At 33.9% G+C, this 15548-nt stretch carries 11 protein-coding genes and 1 other RNA gene; all 12 read left to right on the forward strand.

Annotation, left to right across the window (positions count from 1 at the left end; all coding sequences use genetic code 11):
• Nucleotides 1-111: 111 nt before the first annotated feature.
• A complete protein-coding gene (locus FGM02_RS12610; protein ID WP_139958741.1) occupies nt 112-477 on the forward strand; it encodes a response regulator transcription factor in 366 nt (121 codons plus the stop codon).
• A gap of 7 nt (nt 478-484) precedes the next feature.
• On the forward strand, nt 485-1570 hold the full coding sequence (locus FGM02_RS12615) for a hypothetical protein (protein ID WP_139958742.1): 1086 nt from the start codon (nt 485-487) through the stop codon (nt 1568-1570).
• A gap of 3 nt (nt 1571-1573) precedes the next feature.
• A complete protein-coding gene (locus tag FGM02_RS12620; protein ID WP_139958743.1) occupies nt 1574-3007 on the forward strand; it encodes a glycosyltransferase family 2 protein in 1434 nt (477 codons plus the stop codon).
• Nucleotides 3004-5418: a sulfatase-like hydrolase/transferase gene (locus FGM02_RS12625; protein WP_139958744.1), complete on the forward strand. Its 2415-nt coding sequence runs from the start codon at nt 3004-3006 to the stop codon at nt 5416-5418. The genes FGM02_RS12620 and FGM02_RS12625 overlap by 4 nt, the downstream gene beginning before the upstream one ends.
• The gene (locus FGM02_RS12630; RefSeq protein WP_139958745.1) at nt 5415-6689 is read left to right on the forward strand and encodes a YaiO family outer membrane beta-barrel protein; all 1275 of its coding nucleotides are present in this window, start codon (nt 5415-5417) and stop codon (nt 6687-6689) included. Before FGM02_RS12625 ends, FGM02_RS12630 begins: the two co-directional genes overlap by 4 nt.
• Before the next feature lie 107 nt (nt 6690-6796).
• Nucleotides 6797-7528 (forward strand): polyphosphate--glucose phosphotransferase, encoded by a 732-nt coding sequence (gene ppgK, locus FGM02_RS12635; protein ID WP_139958746.1) that lies wholly within the window; start codon nt 6797-6799, stop codon nt 7526-7528.
• Between the two features lie 182 nt (nt 7529-7710).
• Entirely contained in the window at nt 7711-8394 is a 684-nt protein-coding gene (locus FGM02_RS12640) for a DUF4290 domain-containing protein (protein WP_139958747.1), read from the forward strand.
• Between the two features lie 47 nt (nt 8395-8441).
• A complete protein-coding gene (gene murA / locus FGM02_RS12645) occupies nt 8442-9752 on the forward strand; it encodes a UDP-N-acetylglucosamine 1-carboxyvinyltransferase (RefSeq protein ID WP_139958748.1) in 1311 nt (436 codons plus the stop codon).
• A gap of 190 nt (nt 9753-9942) precedes the next feature.
• Nucleotides 9943-10491, forward strand: coding sequence for a nucleotide exchange factor GrpE (locus FGM02_RS12650; protein ID WP_139958749.1), 549 nt, complete (start codon nt 9943-9945; stop codon nt 10489-10491).
• A gap of 86 nt (nt 10492-10577) precedes the next feature.
• Entirely contained in the window at nt 10578-11711 is a 1134-nt protein-coding gene (gene dnaJ, locus FGM02_RS12655) for a molecular chaperone DnaJ (protein WP_139958750.1), read from the forward strand.
• Between the two features lie 130 nt (nt 11712-11841).
• An RNA gene (rnpB, locus tag FGM02_RS12660) (RNase P RNA component class A) lies at nt 11842-12151 on the forward strand.
• 429 nt (nt 12152-12580) lie between these two features.
• The gene (locus FGM02_RS12665) at nt 12581-15358 is read left to right on the forward strand and encodes a bifunctional aconitate hydratase 2/2-methylisocitrate dehydratase (RefSeq protein ID WP_139958751.1); all 2778 of its coding nucleotides are present in this window, start codon (nt 12581-12583) and stop codon (nt 15356-15358) included.
• The last annotated feature ends 190 nt before the right edge of the window (nt 15359-15548 follow it).

Genomic DNA, 15548 nt, shown 5'->3' on the forward strand with positions numbered 1-15548 from the left:
CAAAAATTTCAGCTAAAATTAATTTTAAAAGGAGTTGTTGCTAATTTTATCGAGAATAAAAGGTAATGCATTATATTACCAAAAAAATAATCAAATTTAAAGTATTTGATAATGAGTAAAAAAAAAATTGTTTTAGCAGAAGATAATTCTGTTTTAGCCTTATTGTTGAAGTTTAAGTTAGAAAAATCAGGATATGATTTGCAGATTGCTGAAGACGGAAAACAAGCCATAGAATTAATTGAATCGCATCAGCCAGATTTAATATTAACAGATATAATGATGCCTTATTTGAGTGGTTTGGAATTGATTAGTCATGTCCGAAATAAATTAAATTTAGAAACGCCAATTATCGTTTTTTCTGCTGCTGGGCAAGAAGAAAATGTATTGTCTGCCTTTGATTTAGGGGCTACAGATTTTATGGCAAAACCTATCAGTCCTAATGAATTGGTAATTCGAATAAAAAGACTGATCCGATAAATCGACTATGAATTATATACATGCTTTAGAAAATTATATCAACAACAGTCCTTTGTTTATTCAGGTGTTGTGGTCTTTCTGTTTTGTATTATTGTTCATTTTTATATTGCTTGTTTTTTTGCATAGTTCCTTAAGGGGTAGTTTGCGAAAGAAAGAAGCCATAAAGAAGAAGTATTCTGAAAAATACGAGACCTTATTAATTCAATATTTATATTCTGAAGAAGTAAGTGAACAACAAAAAATTGTTCGGCTTTTAAATAGAGATTCGGGGAATAACTTTAAAAGAAATAGTATTGTAAATACGTTGATCAAATTAAAAGATGAAATTTCAGGAGAGTTAGAGGTGGCCATTCTTAAATTGTATGACGATTTGAACTTGGATACTTTTGCTATTTCAAAATTAAAGTCTAAAAATCCTTTCCGAATGATCAATGGAATTCGTCAACTAAATATTTTTCACGTAAAATCTGTACATGCAAAAATATTGGAACATGTAAACCATGAAGATAGATTGGTGCGTAAAGAGGTTCAGTTGTATTTGGTAAAGTTGTTCCAATTTGAAGGATTGTTTTTTTTAGATAAATTGGAAGCGCCACTTTCTGAATGGAATCAAATTCAGTTACTTGAAATTTTGAAAAAATTTGATAACCAGGATATTCCAGATGTAACGGCTTGGTTAAAATCTACAAATAAATTTGTGGTTTTATTTGCCCTTAAATTGGTAAGGGTCTATAATTTATACGAAAAAGAAAAAAGTTTGATTGACTTATTAAGTCATGAAGATCAAAAAGTTCGATTAGAGACGATTATTACGGCTACACATTTACAACAATTGAGTATAAAAAGTGTCATAATTTCCAAATTTGAAGACATTAGTTTAGAGGAACAAATAGCTTTTTTAAATTTTTTGAAAATAGCCTATGAGCCTGCTGAAGTCGATTTTATACATACACATATTTACCATACTGATTTTGATATAAAGCGTATTGCTTTAGATCTATTAAAATCAAATCACAAAGAATTGTATGACAGTTTGGATTGTAATAGCGAGGACAAAGATTTTATGAAAATACTAAACTTTATGAATGCTTAAGTTATGGAAGTAATACTGCTTAAAATATTAGATATTTTCCTCTTTATATTTGTCATGTATACCTTTTCAGTGGTTTCCTCTTACATCATTTTAGGTATTATTTCAACCAAAGAAACGGTGTCTTATTTTAAGAAAAATAGTTTTGTCAACTATAAGAACATCATGTCATCAGAAGATTCTCCATCCATTTCTATTATAGCACCAGCCTATAATGAAAGTTTAAATGTGGTAGAAAATGTACGCTCCTTGTTGTCCAATCATTATGTAAATTATGATGTAATTATTGTCAATGATGGTAGTAAAGATGATAGTTTGGAAAAGCTAATTGCAGCTTACGACCTAGAAAAAATTGATTATTTGTTAAATGAACAAATTCCAACACAGCCTTTAAGAGAAGGTGTTTTCAAATCTAAAAACCCGGCCTTTGCTAAATTAATTGTAGTTGATAAAGAAAACGGAGGGAAGTCGGATGCCCTAAACGTAGGTTTAAATATAAGTACAAGTAAATATGTAGCCTGTATTGATGTGGATTGTTTGCTGTTGGAAGATGCGTTACAAAAATTAGTGAAGCCATTTTTAGAAGTAACAGATAGCAAGGTCATAGCAACAGGAGGGGTGATTCGAATAGCCAATTCTTGCGTGATTAAAAATGGGAAAATGTTAGAAATAAATTTCCCTAAAAAAATGATTGTCCGTACACAGATATTAGAATATTTAAGAGCTTTTTTGTTAGGACGTATGGCTTGGAGTAGATTGAATGGTTTGCTGGTTATATCTGGTGCCTTTGGTATGTTTGACAGAAAAATAGCGGTGGATGTTGGTGGCTACGATGTAAAAACTGTGGGAGAGGATATGGAAATTATTGTACGTATGCGTAGGGTAATGGAAGAAAAGAAAATTAAATACAGAGTGTTTTTTATTCCAGATCCACTGTGTTGGACAGAAGCGCCTGAAAGTTATAAAATATTGATCTCTCAAAGAAATAGATGGACTAGAGGTACGATTGAAACCTTGAAGAAACATCGAAAAATGGGACTCAATCCTAAATACGGAAAATTGGGAATGATCAGTTTGCCGTATTGGTTTATTTACGAAAGAATGGCACCCCTTATTGAAGTAGTTGGGCTTATTTATTTTATTGTATTAATTTATATGGGAGGTGTTCATTGGGAATATGCAATAACGTTTTTCTTTTTGGCTTATTTATTTACTGTTTTGTTTTCGTTGTTGGCTATTTTTACAGAAGAAATGACCTACAATGAATATAAGAAAAAAGGTGTTGGTTTTAAAATGATATTGACCATTTTATTAGAACCTTTTTTACTGCATCCAGTTATATTGTATGCGGCTGTAAGAGGAAATTTCGATTACTATTTCAATAAAAATAAAAAATGGGGAGTGATGGTGAGGACTGGATTAAAAAAAGAAGATTCATGAAACAAATTGTTGAGCATTTAAAAAAGTACCTTTATTTTATTCTTCCACTATTTATTGCTTTTGGAATATTGACCTGCTTTGAAGTATTATTTTCAAATGCAAACAATACTTCTGGAATCATTTCTATTTTATACAAACTAAGTAATGATTTTTGGACGGTTGCAGTTATTCTTTGCCTACTATCACCAATATATTTGTTGTTGTGTTTGTTTTCAGAAAAAATAAGAACCGTTGTTCTTTTACTGTTGCTAAGTTTGTTTGTGGTAGGTCAGTTTGCTTTGGTGAAATATTTTATGACGACCCTAATTAATTTAGGTGCCGATATTTTAGGCTATTCTTTTGATGATATTTTTTTAACCGTCTCTGCTTCTGAAGGAATTAGTTTTGTTTACTTTTTACCTTTTTTAATTTTTCCTATTATTTTTATCGCCTCGTTTTTGTTGGTGAAAAAATACCTGGCTAGTAAAACAAATAGTTATATAGCAGTAGCTTTGGTAGTTGTTTTTGGTGCAATTTCGCTTGTTTCTCAGCAAACAAAAGAACAAGAAAATCAAAATAAACTCTACTTCTTTGTATCTGATATTGTGAAATTAAAAATAGAGAAGAAGCAACTAGGCGCTTTGAACTTTTCAGACAGAAAAGATTATCCGTTGTTAAAACCTTCTGAAGAAATAGCGGATGTTTTATCTCCTTTTTTTCATATTAATACGAGTAAAAAACCCAATATTGTTATTTTAATGGTAGAAGGTCTAGGAACAGAATTTGTAGGAGATCATTCCTATGCTGGTTTTACACCTTATTTAGATTCCATGATTTCAAAATCTTTGTTTTGGGAGAATTTTGTAAGTAATACAGGACGTACTTTTGGTATAGCTCCTTCTTTATTAGCTTCTTTGCCTTTAGGGGAAAAAGGTTTTTTAGAAGAAGAAAAAACAGCATCACATATTTCTTTGCTAAGTGTTTTAAAAAATAATGGGTATACCACTTCCTATTATTCGGGTGATGCTGCTAGTTTTGATAAAAAAATTAATTTTTTAGAATACAATGGTGTAGATTATTTAGTAGATCAGGATTCTTATGGAGCAGATTATCAGAAAACAGCTTCGAACGAAGGTGGTTTTTCATGGGGATATCCAGATGCTGAGATTTATAGAAAAATGCTGAATACCCTAGGTGCTAAAAAAGAACCGCGTTTGGATGTGTTAATGACACTTTCCAATCATGAGCCATTTGCATTTCCTAATAAAGAAAACTACCTAAGTAAGGTGGATAGTATTTTGTCGAACAATTCTAATCTGAAAATATCCAGTGAAGCTGTATTGGAAAACAAGGATATTTATGCCACTTTGCTGTATACCGATACCTCTCTTAAAAACTTTATGAAGGCTTATGAAAAACGTCCAGATTTTCAAAATACGATATTTTTAATTACCGGTGATCATCGTCTAATTCCAATCAATCAAAAAGATAAATTATGTAGATTTCATGTACCGTTGTATATCTATAGTCCGATGTTAAAAAAAACAGCCAAATTTAAGTCCGTTTCCTCGCATTGGGATGTAACACCTAGCTTGCTATCTTTTTTAATGAATAATTACAATTTAAATAAAATAGAAGCGGTGCCGTGGATGAGTACAGGATTAGATACGGTTCGAGCATTTAGAAATACGCACCAAATTCCGATGATGCGTTACAAAGGAAGTATCAATGATTTTTTATACAAAGATTATTTACTTTCAGATGGAGCCTTGTATCAGGTAAAAGAGAATTTTGGGATCTACAAAATAAAAAATGATTCTATAGTAAAAGAGGCGAAAGCTGCTTTAACGAAATTTAAAATTTTGAATAGATATGTAACACAAGAAGATCGAATATTTCCTGAGTCTTTAAATATTTACAGGGTTTTAAAAGAAGAAATTCCGAAAGAAAAATTAGCCATCATAAAAAAAGAAGTAGGTAATATGACTTATGATGCTATCTTTTTTGTAGCTAGAGATAGTGCTTTTGCCAAACGTTATGAAAAAGCAAGATTGCTTTGTGACTATATTTTAAATGAATTTCCTAATTATGCAGATGTTCGTACTTTAAAAGGAAGAACCTATGCTTGGGAAGGTTTATATGATGAAGCGGAAGAATCTTTTTTGACAGTAATCAAAAGAACGCCTTTTTATGAAGATTCCTATGGTGCTTTGGTCGATTTGTATTGGTGGTCCAATCAAGATGAAAAATCCATACCTTTATTTCAAACAGCAATTCAACGTAAATTAAAAAATCCTGAGTTGGTTGTTAAAATGGCTAAAGTATACCAACGATTGAAAAAAGTAGACAAGTCAATTTCCTTATTAGATAGTATCATACAAATATACCCAGATTCTACGGCGTATAAAACATTAAAAAATACATTGAAATGATTGTATCAAGAAAAAAGTTGAGATTTTTCGGAATCTTAGTCCTAATGAACTTTACTGTTGCTTTTTCGCAACAAAAAGAATTTTCTGGAGATCCCGATGTGGCCTTTGAAAAAGCAAGAAACCTGGCCTTTAATAGTCAGCGTAAAGCGGCGCAAGATTCCTTACGTTTTATTTTAACAAAATATCCAAATTATTTAGATATACGTTCTTTTTTAGCAACGACCTATTCTTGGGATGGATCCTATAAATTAGCAAGAAAGGAATTTGCCGCCATCTTAAAAAAAGATCCTGAAAGAAAATCAGACTGGATTGCCTCTATAAAAAATGAACTTTGGGGAGAATATCCGTACAATGCTTTAGACTTGTCGAATAGTGCTTTAAAAGTATTTAAGGAAGAACCAGCTATAATGCTTTTAAAAGCAAGTGCAGAAGAAAGAACAAAAGACCCTGAAAAAGCCTTAGAAACTTTAGAAGAAATTTTAGCCAAACACCCAGAACATAAAGAAGCACTTTCTGACAAGGAAAGTTTGGTAGATCGTTTAAGTAATAATTCTATTGGAGTGACCACATCTGTCGATATCTTTCACGATAACGACAGACCTATAATGGAGTATTATACGGTAGATTATAGCCGTCAAACAAAATACGGAAGTATCATTGCAAAAGTAAATATCAACAGAAGGTTTGAAACTACAGGAGTGCAGTACGAAGTTGATATGTACCCAAAAATTAGAAAAGGTTTGTATGCTTATACTAGTTTTGGTTATTCTAACACGGGCTTGTTTCCTGAAATCCGATATGGAGGAGAATTGCACCAAAGTCTGCCAAAAAGTTTCGAAGCCTCTTTAGGATTTAGAGCTTTAAAATTTTCTGAAACAACAATTATTTATACTGGGTCCGTAGGCTGGTATACTGGTAATAGTTATTGGGCTTTTAGAACGTATATGACTCCTGGAGGTGCAGGTTTAAGTAAGTCAGGAACGCTTACCTATAGAAAATACAGAAGTGATGCAGCCAACTATTTTGGAGTTGCCGTTGGAATTGGGTTTTCTCCAGAGTTTGATCCATTCCCTATAAATGATGTAGTAGATGTTCCTAAGTTCGATTTAAAATCACAAAAAATCGATTTCACTTATAATTTCACTTCCAAAAACAAAAAGAATATTTGGGGAACTACCGCAGGGATTTCTCATGAAGAACAAATAAATGCTCCGGGAACGTATTTTTTAATTTATACCTTGGGGCTTAGTTATAGTATAAAATTCAAATAATATTTTTTAGAAATTTAGACGCTTACAGCTAAATTCTTTTTGAAAATGCTAGTCTCTTTAAAAAGGTATCGCGATATTTAGGTTCTAAATAATAAAAGTACAAGTAAATGGAGGTATTGGGTATTGATATTGGAGGAACAGGAATTAAAGGGGCAATTGTAGATACGGTAAAAGGGGAATTGATTTCTGAAAGATTTCGAATACCCACACCCAAAGGAGCCAAACCCAAAGATGTTGCTTCAGCAGTTTCAGAATTGGTCACTCATTTTAATTGGAAAGGTAAAGTAGGTTGTGGTTTTCCAACGATTATTTCACAAGGAGTTGCTAAATCTACAGGTAATATCCATAAAAGCTGGAAGGAAACAGATGTTGTACAACTATTCTCTCAAAAGACAGGTCTTCAATTTTTCGTAGCCAATGATGCTGATGTGGCGGGCTTGGCCGAAATGAGTTTTGGTGCTGGTAAAAATAAAAAAGGGGTGGTGCTTGTCATTACCATAGGTACAGGCTTGGGCTCTAGTGTTTTTATAAATGGTGTTTTGGTTCCCAATGTAGAATTAGGAAGTGTTCCTTATAAAAAATATGAACGTTTTGAATACTATGCCGCAGATTCAGTCAGAAAAAAAGAAGCACTGAAATATAAGGAATGGGGAGAGCGTTTTAATAAGTTCCTAAAATTTGTAGAACAAACTTTTACGCCAAGCTTAGTGATATTAGGAGGAGGAGCAAGTAAGAAAATTCATAAGTTTGAAAATGAAATTACAATAGCAGCACCTGTAGTAGCCGCCCAGTTTGAAAATAATGCAGGAATTATTGGAGCCGCCATGCTGGCAAATTAATTTAAAACTCTTCTTATTTTCTTTATTGCGTAAGCAAAAATATTTAGTTACTTTGCACACTAGAATAAAGTAATTGATTTTATGAGCACAATACTGCTAACTTTTGAATCTTACTTTAGAAATTACTACACAAAAAAAGAAACAGAATTTTCTGTAAAAAATACTTAGTTGAAATATAAATAATGGAATTTGATTTAGAATACAATTCGGATAGATCCCAAATGATCATTCCTGAATATGGACGACATATTCAGAAATTGGTGGATCATTGCGTGGCCTTAGAAAGTGAAGAGGAAAGAAAGAAAATGGCAAACGCTATTGTAGATGTGATGGGAAATCTTCAACCACATTTACGTGATGTTCCGGATTTTAAACACAAGCTTTGGGATCAAATTTTCATCATGTCTGATTTTAAACTGAACGTTGAGTCTCCATATGGTACGCCTAGTCAGGTAGAATTACAGGCGAAGCCAGAACCTTTGGCGTATCCTAAATTGGCGTCAAAATATCGTTTTTACGGAAACAATATTCAAACCATGATCAAGGTTGCCTTGTCTTGGGATGAAGGTGAATTGAAAACGGCATTGATTTTCAATATAGCCAATCATATGAAAAAATGTTATTTGAATTGGAACAAAGACACTGTAGATGATGCGGTTATTTTTAAGCATTTATTAGACTTGTCTAATGGAGCCTTTGACTTAACAAATTCTGATGAAGTCTTGTCAGACTCAACTTTGTTGTTGAAAAAATCGGCAAATGCAAGAAGTTCTACTCCGAAGACACATAATAACAACAACAGAAATAAAAATCATCAAAAAAATAACAACCATAGGAATCAAAAAGGACACCATAGAAAAAATTAGGTCGACTTTTAAAAATTTTCCAACCACACAAAATCGTATTATACTAAATGGCTACATTTAAAATAGAAGGAGGACATAAGTTAAATGGTACAATAAATCCTCAAGGAGCTAAAAATGAAGCATTGCAAATTCTATGTGCTGTGCTTTTGACTCCTGAAAAAGTTAGAATTGAAAATATTCCCAATATAATTGATGTCAACAAACTTATTTTTATTCTTGGTGAACTAGGAGTTAAAATAGAAAAACATGACGTAAACACCTATACATTTCAAGCAGATGAGGTAAACTTAGCCTATTTAGAGTCTGCCGAATTTAAAAGAGATGGAAGTTCTTTAAGAGGTTCTATTATGATTGTTGGTCCCTTGTTGGCTCGTTTCGGAAAAGGATACATTCCTAGACCGGGAGGAGATAAAATAGGTCGTAGACGTTTGGATACGCATTTTGAAGGTTTTATCAACTTGGGGGCTACTTTTCGATACAACAAAGAAGAGCATTTTTACGGTGTTGAAGCCAAAGAATTGTTTGGTGCCGATATGTTGTTAGACGAGGCTTCGGTAACAGGTACGGCTAATATTTTAATGGCAGCAGTCTTAGCAACAGGAAGAACTACTATTTACAATGCGGCATGTGAACCGTATATTCAACAATTGTCGAAAATGTTGAATAGCATGGGGGCTAATATTACAGGTATTGGCTCTAATTTATTAACCATTGATGGTGTTAAAGAATTAAAGGGATGTACGCACAGAGTATTGCCCGATATGATTGAAATTGGTAGCTGGATAGGAATGGCGGCCATGACCAAATCGGAATTGACGATTAAAAATGTTAGTTGGAAAGATTTGGGAGTTATTCCACGTGTGTTCCGAAAACTTGGAATTCAATTGGAAAAAGTCAATGACGATATTTATATTCCTGCACAAGAATCTTACGAAATACAAAATTATATTGATGGGTCTATCTTAACGATTTCTGATGCTCCTTGGCCAGGATTTACACCAGATTTATTGAGTATTGTTTTGGTAATCGCAACACAGGCAAAAGGAAGTGTTTTGATTCATCAGAAAATGTTTGAGAGCCGTTTGTTCTTTGTCGATAAATTAATTGACATGGGCGCAAAAGTTATTTTATGTGATCCACATAGAGCAACCATTATAGGAATGAATCATGAGTCGTCTTTAAAAGCAACCACCATGACCTCGCCAGATATTAGAGCAGGAATTTCTTTGTTAATAGCCGCCTTATCAGCCAAAGGAACAAGTACCATTCATAATATAGATCAGATTGATAGAGGTTACGAGGATATTGAAGGAAGATTAAAATCGATTGGTGCAAAAATTGAGCGTATAAACGATTAATTACAAAATTATAGAATTAAAGAGATTGCTTTAGAAAATGCTAGAAATAGTTTTTTTTAAAGCATTTTTTTTGTGCAATAAATGCCAATAGTTTCTGTTTATACGAAATGTTCTGTGACATTTTGACACAAAATTCAAATTGGCAATATTGTTGTCTTAGAGAACTTGTATTTTAAAAGAATTACATACAATGAGTACTGAAGAAAAAATTAAAGACGAAGCAGAGCAAACAATTGACACAAACGCTACTACTGAAGAAAATACAGAGAATGTAAAGGAAGAATCAACGGTTGAGCCAACTGCTGAAGAAATTTTACAAAAAGAAAAAGACAAATATTTACGTCTTTTTGCTGAATTTGAAAACTATAAAAAACGTACAACAAAAGAAAGAATTGAGTTGTACAGAACGGCAGGACAAGACATCATGGTGTCATTATTACCTGTTTTAGACGATTTTGACAGAGGATTGGCAGAAATTAAAAAAGTAAAAGACAAACAACTTTTAAAAGGAATGACTTTGATCAATGATAAATTGACAAATACATTAACTCAAAAAGGTTTGGAAGTAGCTGAAGCAAAAGCAGGTGATGTTTTTGATGCAGATTTACACGAAGCAATTACGCAAATTCCTGCACCATCTGATGATATGAAAGGAAAAATTATTGATGTGATTGAAAAAGGATACAAATTAGGAGATAAAGTAATTCGTTATCCTAAAGTTGTTATCGGTCAATCATAAATTAGAATCATTAACAATATTCAATTAACAATGGACAATGAGCATTATTTTGTTGCTTGTCCATTGCTAAGGACTAATTGAAAAACATGGCAAAAAGAGATTATTACGAAGTACTAGGGATTTCAAAATCTGCAACTACTGGTGAAATAAAGAAGGCGTATCGCAAGATGGCGGTAAAATACCATCCTGATAAAAATCCAGACGACAAAGCGGCGGAAGAAAAATTTAAAGAAGCAGCGGAAGCGTATGAGATTTTAAGTGATGCAGATAAAAAATCTCGTTACGATCAATTTGGTCATAGAGCTTTTGAAGGTGGTGCCGGTGGCGGTGGCGGCTTTGGAGGTTTCGGTGGTGGCGGAATGGACATGGACGATATTTTTAGCCAATTTGGAGATATTTTTGGCGGTGGCTTTGGCGGCGGTGGAAGAGGTCGTTCTAGAGGTCCGGTAAGAACCAAAGGAACAAATTTACGTATTCGTGTAAAACTGACTTTAGAAGAAATAGCTTTAGGAGTTGATAAAAAAGTAAAAGTCCGACGAAAGATACAAGCAAAAGGAGTGAAGTACACGACCTGTACAACTTGTAACGGTCAAGGACAGGTAATGCGTGTTACCAATACCATGTTGGGAAGAATGCAAACAGCAGCTACATGTCCAACGTGTAATGGAGCAGGGCAATCTATTACTAGCAAGCCAAATGAGGCGGATGCACAAGGATTAATTTTTTCTGAGGAAACAGTGACTATTAATATTCCTGAAGGAGTAACAGAGGGGATTCAGTTAAAAGTTGCTGGAAAAGGAAACGAAGCAGCAGGAAACAATTCTATTCCAGGTGATTTGTTAGTGGTTATTGAAGAAATTCCACATGCCAAATTAAAAAGAGAAGGCGTAAATTTACATTACGATTTGTATGTAAGTTTTTCTGAAGTAGCTTTAGGTGTTTCTAAAGAAATTGAAACGGTTACAGGAAAAGTGAAAATTAAAATTGAAGCAGGTACTCAATCTGGAAAAATTTTAAGATTAAAAGGAAAAGGTTTACCTAGTATTGAAAGATACGGTTCTGGTGACTTGATGGTGCATGTAAATGTTTGGACACCACAGCAGTTAGATAAATCACAACGTAAGTTTTTTGAATCGATGATAGGGGATGAAAACTTTACGCCGAGCCCTAGTGGAACGGATAAATCATTTTTTGAAAAAGTAAAAGACATGTTTTCTTAAATAAATAGTATTATTTAAATAATTTATTTGTAAATTTGCGGCGTTGTTAATCTTTTAACAACATCTTTTTCATAGCAATTTTCCCACTCTGGTCACAGAGTGGGTTTTTTTTACAGAAAAAACACATAAAAAAGTAGGCTGTCTTATCGTTCTGAACTCGTTTCAGAAAAGGAAAGTCCGGACATCGCAGAGTAGTATAGCGGATAACATCCGTCCAGCGTGAGCTGAGGACAAGTGCAACAGAAAGCAAGTACAGTTCGGCTGTAGTGAAACCAGGTAAACTCTATACGATGCAATGCCATGTACATTGGAGCTTGAGGGCTACTCGCTCGATTCCAAGGGGTAGGCAGATGGATTCCATAAGTAATTTTGGAACTAGATAAATGATAAGAGTCCGTTTTTGACGGAAACAGAATTCGGCTTATAGGCCTACTTTTTTTTATTTGCGTTAGTGATTGCGCCTTTGTTTGAGCTCTTTTTTTTAGTCGGAGCTTGTGGAGATAGCGTAAAAAAAAAGCGAGTGGCAAAAGCACGACCTGCAAGGAAACGCCCAAAACAAAAATCCAACAATTAGCAAAATTGACTGAACATGTTGTATATAACAGCGAATTAAGATTTGTTTTGTTGTGGATATCTCAGTAATAAGCGGAATTATTAATAAATAATATAATTTCTGTATTCTTAAAATTTCAATCTCGTTTATCTTTGGTTAATATACGTATTCCTAAGTCTTAGAGTTTCAAATACTAGGTCTATTTAGTATATTTGCCTCCGAATTGGAAATAAGTAATAACAAGTAAACAAACATAGACTACGGTAGTTGATTAGAAACTGATCAAAAGCCTATCCTCTAAATTCCCAGAAGTATTATGAACACTTATAAGAATTATCTTAAAGAGATTGAAGAAAGAAAAGGTCAGGGATTGAACCCTTTGCCAATTGAAGGAGCTGAATTGCTTAGCGAAATTATTGAGCAAATTAAAGATTTAGAAAATGAGCATAGAAAAAGCTCACTTGATTTTTTTATCTACAATGTCATACCTGGAACCACTAGCGCTGCTGGTGTAAAGGCTAAATTTTTAAAAGAGATTATTCTAGGGGAATCTGTTGTTGAAGAAATTACGCCCGCTTTTGCTTTAGAGTTGTTGTCACATATGAAAGGTGGACCTTCTATTGAAGTGTTGTTGGATTTAGCGCTTGGTGCTGATGCTACGATTGCAAAAGATGCGGCAAAAGTACTTAAAACGCAAGTGTATTTATACGACGCTGATACCAACCGTTTAGCGGATGCTTATAAAAGCGGAAACGCAATAGCAAAAGAACTTTTAGAAAGTTATGCAAAGGCTGAATTCTTTACAGAATTGCCAGATGTTGAAGAAAAAATTGATATTGTAACTTATATTGCTGGTGTTGGTGATATTTCTACCGATTTATTATCTCCAGGAGCAGATGCACACTCAAGATCAGATCGTGAATTACACGGTCAATGTATTTTTGAGCATAACAAAGACATGCAAAAAGAACTTTCTGCATTGAAAGCAAAACATCCTGAGAAGCGTGTAATGTTAGTAGCAGAAAAAGGAACCATGGGAGTTGGATCTTCTAGAATGTCTGGTGTAAACAACGTGGCATTATGGACAGGTATTCAAGCTAGTCCTTATGTTCCATTTATAAATATTGCTCCGGTCATTGCTGGAACTAACGGTATTTCTCCAATTTTCTTAACAACAGTAGGTGTTACAGGAGGTATTGGAATTGATCTTAAAAACTGGGTAAAGAAAACAGATGCAGAAGGTAACACAGTTCGTGATGCAGATGGTGAGCCAGTTTTAGAAGAAGCTTATTCTGTAGAAACAGGTACTGTTTTAACAATCAATACAAAAGAGAAAACTTTATACAAAGACGGTAAAGCTGTTATGGATATTTCTGCAGCTTTAACGCCACAAAAAGTTGAATTTATCAAAGCAGGTGGTTCATACGCGATTGTATTTGGTAAAAAAATTCAAACATTTGCTGCAAAAACTTTAGGTATTGATGTACCTCTAGTATATGCTCCATCGAAAGAAATTTCTGTAGAAGGACAAGGATTAACAGCAGTAGAAAAAATATTCAACAAAAACGCAGTAGGAAATACTCCAGGTAAAACTTTACATGCTGGTTCTGATGTTCGTGTAGAAGTAAATATTGTAGGTTCGCAAGATACTACTGGTTTAATGACTTCTCAAGAATTAGAAGCCATGGCTGCAAAAGTTATTTCTCCTATTGTTGATGGTGCTTACCAATCAGGATGTCATACGGCTTCTGTTTGGGATGACAAGTCTAAGGCGAACATTCCAAGGTTGATGAAGTTTATGAACGACTTCGGATTAATTACGGCACGTGACCCTAAAGGAAACTACCATGCAATGACTGATGTTATTCACAAGGTATTAAACGATATTACTGTAGGAGATTGGGATATTATTATTGGTGGAGATTCTCATACACGTATGTCTAAAGGTGTTGCTTTTGGAGCAGATTCTGGAACCGTTGCTTTGGCATTGGCTACAGGAGAGGCTACGATGCCAATTCCTCAGTCTGTAAAAGTTACTTTTAAAGGACAAATGAAATCTTTTATGGATTTCCGTGATGTAGTACACGCTACACAACAACAAATGTTAAAGCAGTTTGGAGGTGAAAACGTATTCCAAGGAAGAATCATTGAGGTGCATTTAGGAACATTAACTGCCGATCAAGCGTTTACATTTACAGATTGGACTGCAGAGATGAAAGCAAAAGCGTCTATCTGTATTTCTGAGGATGCTACTTTAATTGAATCTTTAGAGATTGCAAAAGGTAGAATCCAGATCATGATTGACAAAGGAATGGACAATCACTTAAATGTTTTGGCAGGATTAGTTGCAAAAGCGAATAAGAGAATTGCTGAAATTGAATCAGGTGAAAAACCAGCTTTAAGACCGGATGCAAATGCGAAATACCATGCTGAGGTTGTGATTGATTTAGATGAGGTTGCAGAACCAATGATTGCAGATCCAGATGTTAACAACGAAGATGTTTCTAAGCGTTATACACATGATACTATTAGACCATTGTCTTACTATGGAGGAACAAAAACGGTAGACTTAGGGTTTATTGGTTCTTGTATGGTGCACAAAGGAGATATGAAAATATTGGCTCAAATGTTGAAAAACATTGAGGCTCAGGCAGGAAAAGTTGAATTTAAAGCACCTTTAGTTGTTGCGCCTCCTACTTACAATATTGTAGATGAGTTAAAAGCAGAAGGCGATTGGGATGTGTTGACAAAATACTCTGGTTTTGAGTTTAATGACAATGACCCTAAAGCAGCAGCTCGTACGAAATACGAAAACATGTTGTACTTAGAACGTCCAGGATGTAACTTATGTATGGGTAACCAAGAAAAAGCAGAACCAGGAGATACGGTAATGGCTACTTCTACGCGTTTATTCCAAGGAAGAGTTGTAAAAGATTCAGGAGAGAAAAAAGGAGAATCGTTATTATCATCTACTCCGGTAGTTGTCTTATCTACAGTTTTAGGAAGAACTCCTACTATGGCAGAATACGAAGCTGCAGTAGAAGGTATTGTATTAACTAAATTTACGCCTTCTTTAAAACAGTTGATTAAATAATCGGAAGATTTTTAATACTATATAAATTGAAAGCCCAAGTCTTAGACTTGGGCTTTTTTTGTGTTAGTTATTTGCTTGAAAGTATGTTAATTTATAGAGTAAGTGGATTTAAGGAAATATATGAGCTGTGCTTCTTAGAGACTAATCATTTTCGTATATTGCTAGAATAAATTCAACAATTAAATACTGA

Origin of the sequence: Flavicella sediminum, from assembly GCF_006381105.1 — a bacterium.
GTDB lineage: Bacteria > Bacteroidota > Bacteroidia > Flavobacteriales > Flavobacteriaceae > Flavicella > Flavicella sediminum.